This window comes from Morganella psychrotolerans, assembly GCF_001676055.1.
Taxonomy (GTDB): domain Bacteria; phylum Pseudomonadota; class Gammaproteobacteria; order Enterobacterales; family Enterobacteriaceae; genus Morganella; species Morganella psychrotolerans_B.
Genome location: NZ_LZEX01000001.1, coordinates 357,224 through 371,879 on the forward strand (window position 1 = coordinate 357,224; position 14,656 = coordinate 371,879).

The following is a 14,656-nucleotide window of genomic DNA, read 5'->3' on the forward strand; positions in this document are numbered from 1 at the left end:
CGTGATAGAATCACCCGGATTTTTAACAACCTCATCACCTGCCCGGTTTCCGGAGACAGCGGATGACATGAAAAAACACAAGGAAACTGCTATGGGTTTTATGACCGGTAAACGCATCCTGATCACAGGTGTTGCGAGCAAATTATCAATTGCTTACGGTATTGCCAAAGCGATGCACGACCAGGGCGCAGAGCTTGCGTTCACCTACCAGAATGACAAGCTGAAAACCCGCGTTGAAGAGTTCGCGCAATCCCTGGATTCCTCCATCATCCTGCCTTGTGATGTTGCTGAAGATGAAAGCATTGACAGCCTGTTCACTGAGTTAGCCAAAGTCTGGCCGAAATTTGATGGCTTTGTTCACTCTATTGGTTTCGCGCCTGCTGACCAGTTAGACGGCGACTATGTGGATGCGGTCACCCGTGAAGGTTTCCGTATTGCACACGACATCAGCGCTTACAGCTTTGTGGCAATGGCAAAAGCCTGCCGCAGCATGCTGAACCCGCATTCTGCTCTGCTGACCCTCTCTTACCTGGGTGCTGAGCGCGCAATTCCTAACTACAATACTATGGGTCTGGCAAAAGCCTCTCTGGAAGCTAACGTCCGTTATATGGCAAATGCGATGGGTAAAGAAACTATCCGCGTTAACGCCGTATCTGCCGGTCCTATCCGTACTCTGGCCGCATCCGGTATCAAAGATTTCCGTAAAATGCTGTCCCACTGTGAAGCCGTGACACCACTGCGCCGCACTGTAACCACTGAAGATGTGGGTAATGCTGCGGCATTCCTGTGCTCTGATCTGGCGGGCGGGATCACCGGTGAAGTTCTGCACGTTGACGGCGGTTTCAGTATCGCGGCAATGAATGAGCTGGAACTGAAATAAGATAACCGGCCTCTGCAATGCAGAGGCTGTGTTTTCTGAGCGTTCCGTGCCACAGCGGTCACATGCAAAACGAAAAGACGCTGTAAATACATCCGTGTACGCTCAGGCGCGTCATCCATGACGCGCATGCTTTTCGTTTATTTGCCTGCTTCCCGCTGACGCCTGCTGATATCGGTATCATCTGTCTTAAAAATCACTGAATTTCAGCCTTCAGAGTTCTATTCTGCCAATAATTTCTCTGTCAGCCGCTGAGCATAAAGCGCTTCTTCGCCACACACTGACGGCATTGTCTGATTAGCCACTGAATCAATAAAATGGCGTACCGCTCCATCAAAACCACGCTGAACCAGTACCGGCTCCCATGCCGCCGGGTGCTGCTCCTGAATGCCTGCCGCTGTTTCACTGCGAAAGTGGTTCATATCTGTCACCTGATAGCAACCGTCACGCCCGGTTACACTCACCTGCTCCCGCTGACTTGCAGCGCACCGGTGCATTGATGCTGTCAGCCAGGCACCTTCTGCGGTCTGCAAATGATGTTCTGCATACAGCAGCTGATTTTGTTCATTAACCTGCATGCTCCCGCTCTTCAGGCGGGCCTGTCCGTCGCGCCCCAGCCAGAGCAGGGTATCGGCAATATGCAGATAATCATCCGTCACTGTAAAATTCACATCATGCGGGCCGACGCTGTTGCTGCGGTGCTTATCCATACGGACAGAGGCTGCTTTTCCGGCAGTGCACTCTCTGAGTTGCAGATAAAAAGGCGAAAATCGCCGGTTGAACCCCACCATCAGCGCCCGCTGCTTTTTGTCTGCCAGACTGACCAGGGCTTCTGATTGCTCATAAGTTGCGGCAAGTGGTTTATCAACATACACATGACAACCTGCATTGAGTAACTCACTGACAACAGCAAAGTGACTGTCGGTGCTGCTGTGAACAAAGACGGCATCACATTGTTCTGCCAGTGCATGCAGTGTCGGAAACAAGGAAAACCGGTAAGCATCACACACCGGGCGGGCTTTCTCCTGATTTGGCGAAAAACCGCCGGACAGGATCCAGTTATCTGTTTTGGTTAACACCGGCAAATACGCTTTTTGTGCTATCCCACCCAGTCCGGCTATCCCGATACGGATTTTTTTCATATGTTTTTCACCTTTTATCGTTTTGTAACAGTGAATTATAAAATATTTCCGGATATTGAATCCGCTGTGATTATATGGAAAGATAGCGTTAACCGGTAAGGAATTTGCCTGCTAAATTTATATGCCCCGCGAATACCGGTCTATACTTTATTCATACCACCATATCCGTTCTTTCATTTTGACTGAGGAGCAATCAATGCAACTATTTTATACCCCGGGAAGTTGTGCGTTATCTCCGCATATTATTTTGCGTGAAACAGGGCTGGATTTTTCACTGGTCCGTGTCGATCTGAAAGCTAAAAAAACAGAAAATGGTGATGATTATCTGAAAATTAACCCGAAAGGACAGGTGCCCGCACTGTGTATCGGTGATAACCAGCTGTTAACGGAAGGCGTGGCGATTGTGCAGTATCTTGCCGATCAAAAACCGGATCGCAAACTTATTGCCCCGGCGGGGACAATGGAGCGCTACCATCAGATTGAGTGGCTCAATTATATCGCCAGCGAAGTACATAAAAGTTTCGGCCCGCTCTTTTCAAAAGAGACGCCTGAAGATTACCGCCCGATTGCCATCCGTAATCTGATGAGCAAGTTTGCGTATGTTGATAGTGTACTGGCGAAAAGTCCGTATATCACCGGTAACAATTTTACGGTGGCGGATGCCTATCTGTTTACTGTCTCCGGCTGGGTGCCGCACCTGAATCTCTCACTGGAGCCCTATCCACATTTGCAGGCTTATCTGGCGAAAATTGCTCACCGCCCGCATGTGCAGGATGCGATGGAAGCGGAAGGTCTGATTTAAGATTTTTATGCACAGAGACAAAAAAACGCCGGATATCCGGCGTTTTTTTTATCTTGATACTAAATTCAGGCCGATTCAGTCGATTTGCTCAGCGCAGAATTTATGTGTCGGGACAACCATTTCATCCTGTGCTGCCACCAACTGTAATTCGTATTCATTCATGGTTTTGGTTTTCAGCATCACTTCATACACAGCAGCCGCAACGTGCTCCAGTGCTTTCGGTAATTCTTCGCCTTTGAGCAGGTTCACCAGCATCAGACCACTGGTTAAATCACCCACACCCACCGGCTGACGCTCGCCAAAATCCACCAGCGGACGACTGATATGCCAGGCGTGCTCTGCGGTAACCAAAATCATCTCAAAACGATCGGCACGGTAACCGGCACGGGAAAGATGCTTGACCAGCACCAGGCGCGGGCCTTTTTTACACAGGCTGCGGGCAGCGGCAACCGCTTCATCCACATTGTGAATGGTTTGTCCGCTGAGTGTTTCCAGCTCCAGCAGATTCGGGGCGACCATATCACTGACCGCCAGGGCTTCCTGACACAGGAAATCCGCCACACCGGGGGCAACAATACAGCCTTTCTCCGGATGACCCATTACCGGATCACAGAAGTACCATGCCTGCGGATTGCGGGCTTTAACTTTCTTCACCACATCCACAATGCGTTGTCCCTGCTCTGCCGAGCCGAGATAACCACTGAGTACCGCATCACAGCGGGTCAGTTGATCAATCTTATCGATGCCGTCCACGATGTCAGTGATGTGCTCTGCGCTCATCACGCAGCCGGTCCAGCCTTGAGCATACTGTGTGTGATTCGAAAACTGAACTGTGTTCAGTGGCCAGACGTTGACTCCCATGCGGCGCATCGGAAATTCGGCCGCACTGTTACCGGCGTGACCATAAACAACATGTGACTGGATAGAGAGAATATTTTTCATTGATACAACCTGATTTTTATTATTAGCGCGCATATACCGTTATTCATTCAAACTGCAGGTACGTTGGCTGCCGCCTGAATGACGTTGGACATATCATATTCTGTGAAACGAAAAAGATCTTGCTGGCAGATCAAAAAGGGCAACTTTCGTTGCCCTTTTGCGCGTAAAGTTTTATTTCCAGCAGATCAGGCAGTAATATTTTTTCCCGCGACGCAATAATGTGTAACGTCCAAATAATTTATCACTGTCGGTAAAACGGTATTCAGCATCGGACTGTTTTTCACCATTCAGTGAAACCGCGTTGGAACCAATCATGGTACGCGCCTGACCGCGTGACGGTACCAGTTCAGCCAGTACCAGCGCCTGCTGCAAGTCTGCATCGCTTTCCGGCTCAATGTGCGGCATACCGTCCTGCGCTAACTGTGCAAAATCATCTTCCGTCAGGTTGCTGATATCACCGTTAAACAGGCTGTCAGTAATACGCTGTGCGGCAATCAGGCCCGCTTCGCCGTGAACCAGTTTGGTAACCAGTTCAGCCAGAACATACTGAGCGCGCGGTGCTTTACCGCTGGCTTTGTCTTCAGCTTCGAGCGCGTCAATCTCATCAAGGCTCATAAAGGTGAAGAATTTCAGGAAGCGATAGACATCGGCATCCGCTGTATTAATCCAGAACTGATAGAATTTGTACGGACTGGTTTTCTTCGGATCCAGCCATACTGCGCCGCCTTCGGTTTTCCCGAATTTAGTGCCGTCAGATTTGGTGATAAGCGGTACGGTCATACCCCAGACCTGCTGCTGATTCATGCGGCGGGTTAAATCGATACCGGAGGTAATATTGCCCCACTGGTCAGATCCACCGATTTGCAGCTCCACACCGTAATCTTTGTTCAGACGGACAAAGTCATAGCCCTGTAACAGGTTATAAGAGAATTCAGTAAATGAAATACCAACATCATCCCGGTTCAGGCGCTGTTTTACGGCTTCTTTGTTGATCATCTGGTTCACAGAGAAGTGTTTGCCGATATCGCGCAGGAAGGTCAGCACATCCATAGAGCCGAACCAGTCATAGTTGTTTGCGGCGACGGCACTGTTGTCACCACAATTGAAATCAAGGAACGGCGACGCCTGCTGACGGATTTTTTCCACCCAGTCATGAACCGTGTCCTGTGTATTGAGTTTGCGCTCCGTCGCTTTAAAGCTCGGGTCGCCAATCAGCCCCGTTGCACCACCAACCAGCGCGACCGGACGATGACCGGCTAACTGGAAACGCTTTAAGCACAGCAACGGAACCAGATGGCCCAAATGCAAGCTGTCAGCGGTAGGATCGAAACCACAATAGAGGGAAACCGGGCCTTGCGCCAGTCTCTCTGCTAACGCTTTTTCGTCCGTTACCTGGGCAATAAGGCCCCGCTCTTGCAGTTGTTTAATCAGGTTCGTACCAGACATCAATGACTCCATCAGTTCTGTTTTGTCTATGCAAAAATTGTGGATGAATAAAATGAGGTTACAGCATAAAGCGGCACTCCGTGAAGTGCCAGCAATAAAGTCGTTTTTTAGTGTAGATTAGTGCAGAAATTCGTTTCCTTCCCGCTTATGGTGCGAGACGGTCTATCTCCCAGCCATCCGCGGTGCGGGTATACAGGAAGCGGTCGTGCAGACGGTGTTCACCGCCCTGCCAGAATTCCACTGAGCTGAATTTTACGCGATACCCGCCCCAGAAACTTGGCAGCGGGACTTCCCCCTGCTTAAATTTTTGTTTCAGTTCAAGGAATTTACCTTCCAGAATCCCTCTTGCCGAGATACGGGAGGATTGCTGTGATGCCCATGCCGCAATCTGACTGTCTTTCGGGCGGCTGTTAAAGTACTTCACCACCTCAAGTGTGGATAAACGTTCAACTTCGCCCAGGAAACAGACCTGGCGGTCAAGTGTATGCCACGGAAAATGAAGGCTGATTTTCGGATTTTTTGCCAGATGCTGTGCTTTACGGCTGCCTGTATTGGTATAAAAAATCAGTCCGTTTTTATCGAAATGCTTGAGTAACACAATGCGCTGATACGGCTGGCCGGTTTCATCCACCGTCGCCACACTCATGGCGGTCGGGTCTGACAATTTAGCTTCACACGCCTGTTTCAGCCAGCGCTCGAACATTTCCAGCGGATCATCGCTGAGATCATGGCGGCGTAATCCGCCTTTGGTATATTCGCGCCGTAGTGAAGCAACGTCCGCAGATTCATCTGACATGCTTTTTTCCTCTTAATTTTTCTTTTAATCACAATTACTTGCTGTGTATTTGTGCCTATACCCAACGTCATTCAAGATGCAGGCAGGCGGCAAGGGAAGACAGACGGGGAGCATACATCAGTATGTGACCCGGCGGGCTGAGTGCGGCCAACGAACCTGCAGTTTGAATGAATAAGGGTATATTTATTTATGGCGGATAACCGGATAAACCGCACCTAATACGGTTTCTCTGTCTGCGCCGGTGACAGACGGCAGATTGCCGGACTCTCCCGCCAGTGTGCGTGCCGCCAGCCAGGCAAACGCCAGTGCTTCCAGGTCATCCCCGCTCAGACCAAACGTGTCGGTCGGGCTGACTTCTGTGCCCGGCAGTAACGCGGATAAACGGGACATTATCTGCGGATTCTGCGCCCCGCCGCCGCATACCAGAAGCCGTTCGCATCCGCCGCAAAGTGCCACCTGGTCACTGATACTGATAACCGTCAGTTCCAACAGTGTGGCCTGTACATTCTCCGGTAATATATCCGGGAATGCCGCCAGGTGCGTGGTCAGCCACTGCATATTAAAATATTCACGTCCGGTACTTTTTGGTGCCGGGCGGCTGAAATACGGATCACGGAGCATCTGAGTTAACAATTTTCCGTGAACCTGCCCGCTTTTTGCCCAGGCTCCGTCTTTGTCATAAGGCTGTGCGCGGTGACGCCATGTCCAGCTGTCCATCAGCATATTACCGGGCCCGGTATCATAGCCTCTGACCGGCGCGCCCGGAATAAGGGTGGTGATATTCGCGATCCCGCCGATATTAAGAATAATACGTTTCTCTTGCGGCGCGCCGAGAACGGCCTGATGAAATGCCGGCACCAGTGGTGCGCCCTGCCCGCCATAAGCCATATCACGACGGCGGAAATCCCCGACAGTTGTGATATCAGTCAGTGCCGCGACCCGGTTGTTGTCCCCGAGCTGCATAGTGAAAGGCGTATCGCTGTCCGGTTCGTGCCAGACCGTCTGCCCGTGGCAACCGATCGCGGTAATGTCCTGCGGTGTCAGTCGTGCTTTCACCAGCAGTCCGTTTACCGCCTGCGCAAATAATGTACCCAGGTCATAATCCAGCCTGCCGATTTCCGACAATGTCGTCTGTTGCCCCTGACATACTGCCAATATGCGTGTTTTCAGTGCATGGGGAAACGGATGCGAATAACTCACCTGCTGCGCCACCACTGCATCATTAATCACAGCCAGAACGACATCCACGCCATCCATGCTGGTTCCTGACATCACTCCGATATAACGCCCCGGGCGCATAGCCAATTCCTTTTAATCAATAACCGTTTGATAAAAATAGTATATTCATAATCAGATATAACTACTATAATTAGGCCTGCCGGCAGATCCATCCCTTTCTGTCGCGTGGCATCACTTAATCCTGAATCTGATGCACGCCTCACAATTGTGAAATAAGAGGATTTACCTTGCCTGGTGGCCATTTAACTTTAAGCTGTTCCTAATCATGGCGGAAATAAAACATTTTTAATGCAAAATTATTCTGCGATAATGGGTTAAGATACAACACGACACCACAGATAATGAACCGATTCCCCGTCTGTGAACATAATAATCAGGAGTTAAGTATGTATAAGCGTTTTCTCGCCGGTGCATTCGCCGTTGTCGCATTATCCGGCTGTGTGAATATGGATACACTGAGTGGTGACACTTATAGTGCAGAGCAGGCGAAAAGTGTTCAGACAGTCACTTATGCTACTATTATGAGTGCCCGTCCTGTCACAATCCAGGCCGGAGGTAAGGAAAATGTTCTCGGCGCCGTGGGTGGTGCTGTTCTGGGCGGTATCTTAGGCAGCACTATCGGCGGCGGAACAGGTCAGACCCTGGCAACCGCAGCAGGTGCTATCGCCGGCGGTGTTGCAGGTCAGAGCGTTCAGGGTGCCATGAACAATACAGCCGGTGTTGAGCTGGAACTCAAACAAGACAATGGCGAGATCATTGTTGTTGTACAGAAACAGGGCAAAACACCGTTCTCTGTTGGTCAGCGCGTACGCATCGCAAAATCAGGTTCAACGTATACCGTATCTCCGCGTTCCTGATAACTGCATTATCCGGCAAAAGGCGAAACAACTCTGTTTCGCCTTTTTTGTTTGCCCGGGTTAGTTGCGGCTGTGTAACTGAACAATATTGTTTTCTAGTTTGCGGACAATATCAGCCAGTGCGTATAACTCATCCTGTGTTATCCCCCCCAAAATCTCCTGTCGGGTCTTTTCGATTACGGCATCCACCTCCCGGATAAAAGGTTCAGATTCTTCCGTGAGCTTTATCCGTTTTGCTCTGCGATCGTTAATACAGATATGGCGTGTAATTAACTTTTTTTCTTCCAGTTGATCCAGCGTACGAACCAGTGAAGGTTGTTCAATACCAATCGCTTTTGCTAACTGGATCTGGGATTGGTCAGGGGGTAACAAACTGATATTGTAGAGTGTTATCCAGTGTGTCTGAGTTAATTTTAACGGCTTGAGCCGATGGTCGATAAGTGACCGCCATATCCGTACTAACCTCGCTAAATCTGATCCCAATGTTAACTCCACAAATTTCTCCTTATGTGAATACTATACAGAGGCATGTGACGCCATAATGTCTTTCAATCACCCAATAAAAAGAAACGCTGCGCTATTGTGCTCATTAATATCAGACGCAATATTGCGGCGTAATAAAAAAACAGTTCACATTTATCCCGTACCCTGCCATTTAGATGACAATGAAATAGTTAGCTTTTTATACAAATTTAATTGATTAAGCGAGTGAAGTTGTTTCGTAGTAAGAATAGCGATCATCACGAATGGGATCTATATTTTTTTACATAACCATGTTCTTATTTTTAACAATGAAATGTTTAAATTGCAAAAAATACATTATAATACAATGAGATGGTTGATGTTTCGCCTATTTACAAACAGTGATATTTATTGCATTATATTTATATAATTACCTTCCTAATAATAAACACAAATGCACCAAATTAGATTATTTATATAATATACAAACAAGATATACTAAATAACATTTGATAATTAATTCGTGGCTAATATATAGAAAACTAACCGTTGACTTAAAATAAATCTATTTGAGATGAAGGTTCATCAGGCAATATATCGCTTTTCTGCGCCCTGTAACGACGCTGACGGCATAAACGCAGCACATTCTCCTTTTGGGCATTATTTAGTGACAACCACTGAAACCGCTCATCACGGCTCCGGTAGCAACCTTTGCAGTAACCTTTCTCACTTAGCTCACAAATACCCACACAAGGCGAAGGGATATCGAAAAGGTGAAGTTGTTCTGCCATCTGATAATGTCCTTTCGTCTGATGCCCCTGCGGGCGGCTTCCGGTTATCCTGTAACCATCAGCATCCTGATAATTTGAATTGTAGTCAATTCTCACGTTATAGTGTGAGTTATTACTGATATACCCAACGTCATTCAGGATGCAGGCAGGCGGCAAGCGCTGACCGCCGGGGAGCATAGATAAGCTATGTGACCCGTCGGGCGGTGTGAAGCCAACGAACCTGCAGTTTGAATGAATAAGGGTATAAATAATGAAAGCCAATCAGGGAGATTACTTAATGCGCGTACTCCATACCATGCTCCGCGTAGGTGATATGCAGCGTTCCGTCGATTTTTACACCAAAGTACTCGGTATGCGCTTACTGCGTACCAGTGAAAATCCGGAATATAAATACTCACTGGCCTTTGTGGGTTACTCTGATGAGAGCGAAGGCTCGGTCATTGAATTAACCTACAACTGGGGTGTTGATTCTTACGATCAGGGCAGTGCTTTCGGACATATCGCACTGGGTGTTGATGATGTTGCCGCCACCTGTGAGTCTATCCGTCAGGCCGGCGGAAAAATCAGCCGTGAAGCAGGTCCGGTAAAAGGCGGTTCCACCATTATTGCCTTTGTTGAAGATCCGGATGGTTATAAGATTGAATTAATTGAAAATAAAAGTGCCGGTGCTGCCCTGGGCAACTAACCGGTCTGTGAAGAAGGGTCAGAACGATCCTTCTTTTTAGTGTCTGAGGCAATCTGTACTTTCGCCCGCAGGCTCGCCGCGCTAGAATGATGCGTTTTGTTCGTTACAACCAAAGAGTCCCATGTCTGATAATCAAAATCACAATACCCTGAGCGCTCGTTTCCGCGGATACTATCCTGTTGTTATTGATGTTGAAACAGGCGGATTTAATGCAAAAACCGATGCGATGCTGGAAATTGCCGCCATCACCGTTAAAATGGATGATAATGGCTGGCTGATGCCGGATCAGCGGATTGAATTCAACGTGCAACCTTTCGAGGGTGCAAATCTGGATCCTGCCGCACTCGCCTTTACCGGAATCAATCCTGCTGACCCGGAACGCAAAGCCGTCCGCGAGTATGACGCCTTACATGAAATTTTCAAAATGGTACGTAAAGGCATGAAAAATGCTGACTGCAAGCGCGCCATTATCGTGGCACACAATGCGAACTTTGATCACAATTTTGTGATGACAGCCGCAGAGCGCTGCGGCCTGAAACGTAATCCGTTTCATCCGTTTGCCACCTTTGATACCGCCGCATTAAGTGGCTTGTCTCTGGGGCAGACTATCCTGGCAAAAGCCTGTATTACCGCCGGTATTCCATTCGACAGCAAAAAAGCCCATGGCGCGGCGTATGATACAGACCGCACATCCCTGCTGTTCTGTGAAATTGTCAATCGCTGGAAGAAATTGGGTGGTTGGCCGCTGCCCGCTGATGCCTGAATAAACGCCACCTTTAAGGTGGCGCTTTTATATTATTTATCCGGTAGATACTGCCAACTTCCGGTTCCGGCTCCTGTCATTACAGACGGACTGATAATATCCGCAGACTGAAGTTTCATCAGTTTCGGCAGGATTGTTTGTTCTGTGTCTTTAATCAGTTGTTCAATCCGGGCTTTAAAGCATGATTCAAAATCTTTTTGTGCCAGATACGGTTTGGCCTGATCCACTGAACTTATCGATCCCAGTTGTGTAACACTATCAGACGCTTTCTCACCAAAACCGACCGGTGCAGAGAGTAATTCTGCTGCTTTCAGACGGATATCCCGAGTACCGGGGCCTGCTATTTTATGCTCGATTGCACTAAGTTGGGTAATGGTACTTCTCAGCGGTCCCGATGATAAACTGACCAGAGAATTCGCCGTCAACGGTTCGCCTTTGTTCAATATGTTTTTTAATATATTCAAATGTTCCGGCAGGCATTTTTGTGTTGATTCGAACGTTCCCTGCGCGAGCAGAAGCACCATTGTTTCAGATTGATCCTGTCTGACAGAAAGCGTATTTATCCGCCCGGTCAACTGGTGAAACGTGTTATTAATCTTATCTTTAGCTGATATGAAAAACTCAGCCATACTATTTTTAATACCACTGAGTCTCTCAGACAATCCGGAATATCTTGGTAATGCATTCTCAGGGGTATTCCCCGTAATCTCATTTGCTATTTTGATATGTGAGGTGAATACAATATTTTGCGTTGCTATGTTTAATGACATCATTTTCCCTTTTGAGTTATTGACGCATTCACTTTAAAAAATAACACACATAACAACTTTCATTTCACCACCATCAGAAAAACAAAAGCCCCGCCGGGAACACCGGCAGGGCTTTTCTGTTCATTCTGACTGTATAATTATTCTTCGTTTTCAGCCGGGTTTTTAGCGGCTGTTTCTTTAATCAGCGTTTGCAATTCGCCGCTGCGCATCATTTCCATAATAATGTCACAACCACCGACTAATTCCCCGCCAACCCAGAGCTGCGGAAATGTCGGCCAGTTTGCGTATTTTGGTAATTCGGCACGAATATCCGGGTTTTGCAGGATATCAACATAGGCAAAACGCTCTTCACAAGATGCCAGTGCCTGAACAGCCTGGGCTGAAAAACCGCAGCTCGGCAGTTTCGGAGAGCCTTTCATATACAGCAGAATCGGGTTTTCTTTGATCTGGCGTTCAATTTTTTCAATAGTCGTCATTTAAAATATCCTTTACATCTGCCCGGTCAGTACCGGTGTTAACTTTCATGCAGAATACCACTTTCCGTTACAAAACGGTAATAATCATTCACATCCCGCCTGCATTTTCAGCCAGAAATTTTGCTGACAGATACTGAAAAATTCCTTCCGCTGCGGTGATATGCTTTCATTACTAAATTCAATTAATTCCCAGACTATCCATTGTTCCGGACACTGGCTGTCACCATCATAAACGGCGGTTTCAATTTCTTCGGTGCACATCAGAATGACACCATCACGAAACTGCCATGTTCTTGTGCGGGTGATCACCTCTGATAAAGGGTCATGGCCGTTATTATCAGAAATCATAATGCACTGCGCACTGTTGTTTATCACTGCAGAAAGGTACCGGGCCAGCATAGTTACGTATTTATGATGTTAAGAGGTTCCGCAATAATATACCAATACCACTCTCCTTTCCTCATCTGTCACTGTTTTTTGTGGCAAAACTTGTTAAGATAATTCGCAGAATAATAACAGTAACCCATCAGTGATGAGGTTACTGATTTAACCTTAAAAAAGGAGAATGCAATGTCGTTTGAATTACCTGCACTGCCTTATGCAAAAAATGCATTAGCGCCATATATTTCTGAAGAAACACTGGAATACCACTATGGTAAGCACCATAACACCTATGTGGTTAATCTGAATAACCTGATTAAAGGTACTGCTTTTGAAGGGAAATCGCTGGAAGAGATAATCAAAACCTCTGACGCCGGGATCTTTAATAATGCGGCTCAGGTCTGGAACCATACGTTTTACTGGCACTGCCTGGCACCAAACGCAGGCGGGGAACCAACCGGGAAAATTGCTGAAGCAATCAATAAAGCATTCGGTTCATTTGCTGAGTTCAAACAGCAGTTTACTGATTCAGCAATCAAAAACTTCGGTGCCGGCTGGACGTGGCTGGTGAAAAAAGCAGACGGCAGCCTGGCTATCGTCAATACCTCAAATGCGGGCACACCAATCAGCGGTAATGACAAACCACTGTTAACCGTCGATATCTGGGAGCACGCGTATTACATTGATTATCGTAATGCACGACCTAAATATCTGGAGAATTTCTGGGCATTAGTGAACTGGAAATTTGCGGAAGAAAATCTGGCGTAAATCACTCAGATAACAGATGTTTTATATTAAAAAAGGGCGGATTTTCCGCCCTTTCCTACAACAGGACAATACATCAGAAAAGCATAAAGGAAAATGCAACGATCATTGCCAGTGCTGCAAACGTCATTGACAAACTATATTTCAGATCTGTATCCATTCTTATCTCCAAAATAGCGGCTAATCAGGAAGTGATAACCGGCAGAACACCCTGGTCATCAAAATAAATAAAACTGATGGTCTGACTAAAAAAGAAAAATAACCGACCATATCAATAACCATAACACAGGTTATATCTTTTACTTTTGACCCGGATCAGACAATAAAGACTGTTTTTACAGAAATTTTTCTATTGTTACCGCATAATGGCACTATAATAGCAATCGATTAACCTAATAATAAAATACAGACCAGCAGGTCAGGAGTTGTTTTCATCATGGCAACGATTAAAGATGTGGCTAAGCGCTCGGGCGTCTCCACCACAACCGTCTCCCATGTCATTAATAATACCCGTTTCGTTGCAGAAGAAACGAAAGCGGCTGTCTGGGCTGCCATCAAAGAATTACATTATTCACCCAGCGCTGTGGCGCGCAGTCTGAAGGTGAATAATACAAAATCTATCGGATTACTGGCAACTTCCAGTGAAGCACCCTATTTTGCTGAAGTGATTGAAGCTGTTGAAAACAGCTGTTACAGCAAAGGATACACCTTAATACTGTGTAACTCGCATAATAACCCTGATAAACAGAAAGCCTATCTGGCGATGCTGGCACAGAAAAGGGTCGATGGTCTGCTGGTGATGTGTTCTGAGTATCCCGATCAGCTGATTTCCATGCTGGAAGGCTACCGCAACATTCCGATGGTGGTTATGGACTGGGGCAAAGCCCGCGGTGATTTTACCGATGCTATTATTGATAATGCCCTGCACGGCGGCTATCTCGCCGGGCGCTACCTGATTGAACGCGGACACCGTGATATTGCGGTAATCCCGGGACCACTGGAGCGCAACACCGGTGGCAACCGTCTGGAAGGTTTTCAGAAAGCGATGAAAGAAGCCGGGATCACCGTGCGTGATGAATGGATTGTCCAGGGTGATTTTGAACCGGACTCCGGTTATCAGGCGATGACTCAAATTCTTAACGGAAAACAACGTCCGACGGCTGTTTTCTGTGGCGGTGATTCAATGGCGATGGGTGCGATTTGTGCCGCTGACGAAATGGGTCTGCGCGTGCCGCAGGATATTTCGGTGATCGGGTACGATAATATCCGCAATGCCCGCTATTTCACCCCGGCGCTGACAACCGTTCATCAGCCGAAAGAGCGACTGGGACAGATGGCTCTGACCATGTTACTCGATCGCATTGTCAATAAACGCGAAGATGCACAGACAATTGAAGTGCATCCGCGTCTGGTTGAACGCCGTTCCGTGGCAGATGGTCCGTTTATCGATTACCGTCGCTGA

The 14,656-nt window shown here is 47.5% G+C and carries 18 protein-coding genes; 7 read left to right on the plus strand and 11 right to left on the minus strand.

Annotated features, from left to right (window positions below; all coding sequences use genetic code 11):
* The first annotated feature begins 91 nt into the window (after positions 1 to 91).
* Positions 92 to 880, plus strand: a complete 789-nt coding sequence (gene fabI / locus AYY17_RS01585) for an enoyl-ACP reductase FabI (protein WP_067398687.1) — start codon at positions 92 to 94, stop codon at positions 878 to 880.
* Between the two features lie 218 nt (positions 881 to 1,098).
* On the opposite strand, the gene AYY17_RS01590 is transcribed toward fabI, so the two are convergent.
* A complete protein-coding gene (locus tag AYY17_RS01590) occupies positions 1,099 to 2,019 on the minus strand; it encodes a Gfo/Idh/MocA family protein (RefSeq protein WP_067420738.1) in 921 nt (306 codons plus the stop codon).
* 196 nt (positions 2,020 to 2,215) lie between these two features.
* Here AYY17_RS01590 and gstA point away from each other — a divergent pair, with 196 nt between their 5' ends.
* The gene (gene gstA, locus AYY17_RS01595; RefSeq protein WP_067420739.1) at positions 2,216 to 2,821 is read left to right on the plus strand and encodes a glutathione transferase GstA; all 606 of its coding nucleotides are present in this window, start codon (positions 2,216 to 2,218) and stop codon (positions 2,819 to 2,821) included.
* 75 nt (positions 2,822 to 2,896) lie between these two features.
* Here the strand turns inward: gstA and pdxY are convergent, their stop codons facing one another.
* The 4 genes from pdxY to anmK all read right to left on the minus strand — a co-directional run bounded on the left by pdxY (position 2,897) and on the right by anmK (position 7,304).
* Positions 2,897 to 3,763 (minus strand): pyridoxal kinase PdxY, encoded by an 867-nt coding sequence (pdxY, locus tag AYY17_RS01600; RefSeq protein ID WP_067363018.1) that lies wholly within the window; start codon positions 3,761 to 3,763, stop codon positions 2,897 to 2,899.
* A 171-nt stretch (positions 3,764 to 3,934) separates the two neighbouring features.
* Positions 3,935 to 5,209, minus strand: a complete 1,275-nt coding sequence (gene tyrS, locus AYY17_RS01605) for a tyrosine--tRNA ligase (RefSeq protein ID WP_067420741.1) — start codon at positions 5,207 to 5,209, stop codon at positions 3,935 to 3,937.
* Positions 5,210 to 5,354: 145 nt separating this feature from the next.
* Positions 5,355 to 6,005 carry a pyridoxamine 5'-phosphate oxidase gene (gene pdxH, locus AYY17_RS01610; protein ID WP_067420743.1) on the minus strand — a complete coding sequence of 217 codons (651 nt, stop codon included), beginning with the start codon at positions 6,003 to 6,005 and terminating at the stop codon, positions 5,355 to 5,357.
* A 183-nt stretch (positions 6,006 to 6,188) separates the two neighbouring features.
* Positions 6,189 to 7,304, minus strand: a complete 1,116-nt coding sequence (anmK, locus tag AYY17_RS01615) for an anhydro-N-acetylmuramic acid kinase (protein ID WP_067420744.1) — start codon at positions 7,302 to 7,304, stop codon at positions 6,189 to 6,191.
* Positions 7,305 to 7,630: 326 nt separating this feature from the next.
* Here anmK and AYY17_RS01620 point away from each other — a divergent pair, with 326 nt between their 5' ends.
* Entirely contained in the window at positions 7,631 to 8,101 is a 471-nt protein-coding gene (locus AYY17_RS01620; protein WP_067420746.1) for an outer membrane lipoprotein, read from the plus strand.
* A 60-nt stretch (positions 8,102 to 8,161) separates the two neighbouring features.
* On the opposite strand, the gene slyA is transcribed toward AYY17_RS01620, so the two are convergent.
* Complete coding sequence (slyA, locus tag AYY17_RS01625) at positions 8,162 to 8,596, minus strand: transcriptional regulator SlyA (protein ID WP_067363030.1); 435 nt, start codon at positions 8,594 to 8,596, stop codon at positions 8,162 to 8,164.
* Between the two features lie 521 nt (positions 8,597 to 9,117).
* Positions 9,118 to 9,354, minus strand: coding sequence for a DUF1289 domain-containing protein (locus tag AYY17_RS01630; RefSeq protein WP_067421293.1), 237 nt, complete (start codon positions 9,352 to 9,354; stop codon positions 9,118 to 9,120).
* Positions 9,355 to 9,631: 277 nt separating this feature from the next.
* Here AYY17_RS01630 and gloA point away from each other — a divergent pair, with 277 nt between their 5' ends.
* Positions 9,632 to 10,039: a lactoylglutathione lyase gene (gloA, locus tag AYY17_RS01635; RefSeq protein WP_067398690.1), complete on the plus strand. Its 408-nt coding sequence runs from the start codon at positions 9,632 to 9,634 to the stop codon at positions 10,037 to 10,039.
* Between the two features lie 121 nt (positions 10,040 to 10,160).
* Positions 10,161 to 10,802 carry a ribonuclease T gene (gene rnt, locus AYY17_RS01640; protein WP_067398106.1) on the plus strand — a complete coding sequence of 214 codons (642 nt, stop codon included), beginning with the start codon at positions 10,161 to 10,163 and terminating at the stop codon, positions 10,800 to 10,802.
* 32 nt (positions 10,803 to 10,834) lie between these two features.
* Here rnt and AYY17_RS21415 read toward each other — a convergent pair whose 3' ends face one another.
* From AYY17_RS21415 to AYY17_RS01655, 3 genes are all read right to left on the minus strand, one after another.
* A complete protein-coding gene (locus AYY17_RS21415; protein WP_156656606.1) occupies positions 10,835 to 11,227 on the minus strand; it encodes a hypothetical protein in 393 nt (130 codons plus the stop codon).
* 482 nt (positions 11,228 to 11,709) lie between these two features.
* Positions 11,710 to 12,048: a Grx4 family monothiol glutaredoxin gene (locus tag AYY17_RS01650; protein WP_067398110.1), complete on the minus strand. Its 339-nt coding sequence runs from the start codon at positions 12,046 to 12,048 to the stop codon at positions 11,710 to 11,712.
* A gap of 84 nt (positions 12,049 to 12,132) precedes the next feature.
* Positions 12,133 to 12,396 carry a hypothetical protein gene (locus tag AYY17_RS01655; RefSeq protein ID WP_235845245.1) on the minus strand — a complete coding sequence of 88 codons (264 nt, stop codon included), beginning with the start codon at positions 12,394 to 12,396 and terminating at the stop codon, positions 12,133 to 12,135.
* Positions 12,397 to 12,618: 222 nt separating this feature from the next.
* On the opposite strand from AYY17_RS01655, the gene sodB reads away from it, so the two are divergent.
* Positions 12,619 to 13,197, plus strand: a complete 579-nt coding sequence (gene sodB / locus AYY17_RS01660; protein WP_067398114.1) for a superoxide dismutase [Fe] — start codon at positions 12,619 to 12,621, stop codon at positions 13,195 to 13,197.
* Positions 13,198 to 13,270: 73 nt separating this feature from the next.
* Here the strand turns inward: sodB and cydH are convergent, their stop codons facing one another.
* Positions 13,271 to 13,354, minus strand: a complete 84-nt coding sequence (gene cydH / locus AYY17_RS22665; RefSeq protein ID WP_412779003.1) for a cytochrome bd-I oxidase subunit CydH — start codon at positions 13,352 to 13,354, stop codon at positions 13,271 to 13,273.
* A 276-nt stretch (positions 13,355 to 13,630) separates the two neighbouring features.
* Between cydH and purR the strand changes: the two genes are divergently transcribed.
* Positions 13,631 to 14,656 (plus strand): HTH-type transcriptional repressor PurR, encoded by a 1,026-nt coding sequence (gene purR, locus AYY17_RS01665; RefSeq protein WP_067420752.1) that lies wholly within the window; start codon positions 13,631 to 13,633, stop codon positions 14,654 to 14,656.

Coding starts and splice junctions, on each gene's coding strand:
- AYY17_RS01620 (WP_067420746.1), top strand. CDS start 7,631: ATGTATAAGCGTTTTCTCGCCGGTGCATTCGCCGTTGTCGCATTATCC.
- sodB (WP_067398114.1), top strand. CDS start 12,619: ATGTCGTTTGAATTACCTGCACTGCCTTATGCAAAAAATGCATTAGCG.
- gstA (WP_067420739.1), top strand. CDS start 2,216: ATGCAACTATTTTATACCCCGGGAAGTTGTGCGTTATCTCCGCATATT.
- rnt (WP_067398106.1), top strand. CDS start 10,161: ATGTCTGATAATCAAAATCACAATACCCTGAGCGCTCGTTTCCGCGGA.
- purR (WP_067420752.1), top strand. CDS start 13,631: ATGGCAACGATTAAAGATGTGGCTAAGCGCTCGGGCGTCTCCACCACA.
- tyrS (WP_067420741.1), bottom strand. CDS start 5,209: ATGTCTGGTACGAACCTGATTAAACAACTGCAAGAGCGGGGCCTTATT.
- gloA (WP_067398690.1), top strand. CDS start 9,632: ATGCGCGTACTCCATACCATGCTCCGCGTAGGTGATATGCAGCGTTCC.
- cydH (WP_412779003.1), bottom strand. CDS start 13,354: ATGGATACAGATCTGAAATATAGTTTGTCAATGACGTTTGCAGCACTG.
- AYY17_RS01650 (WP_067398110.1), bottom strand. CDS start 12,048: ATGACGACTATTGAAAAAATTGAACGCCAGATCAAAGAAAACCCGATT.
- pdxY (WP_067363018.1), bottom strand. CDS start 3,763: ATGAAAAATATTCTCTCTATCCAGTCACATGTTGTTTATGGTCACGCC.
- anmK (WP_067420744.1), bottom strand. CDS start 7,304: ATGCGCCCGGGGCGTTATATCGGAGTGATGTCAGGAACCAGCATGGAT.
- AYY17_RS01655 (WP_235845245.1), bottom strand. CDS start 12,396: ATGATTTCTGATAATAACGGCCATGACCCTTTATCAGAGGTGATCACC.
- fabI (WP_067398687.1), top strand. CDS start 92: ATGGGTTTTATGACCGGTAAACGCATCCTGATCACAGGTGTTGCGAGC.
- AYY17_RS01590 (WP_067420738.1), bottom strand. CDS start 2,019: ATGAAAAAAATCCGTATCGGGATAGCCGGACTGGGTGGGATAGCACAA.
- pdxH (WP_067420743.1), bottom strand. CDS start 6,005: ATGTCAGATGAATCTGCGGACGTTGCTTCACTACGGCGCGAATATACC.
- AYY17_RS01630 (WP_067421293.1), bottom strand. CDS start 9,354: ATGGCAGAACAACTTCACCTTTTCGATATCCCTTCGCCTTGTGTGGGT.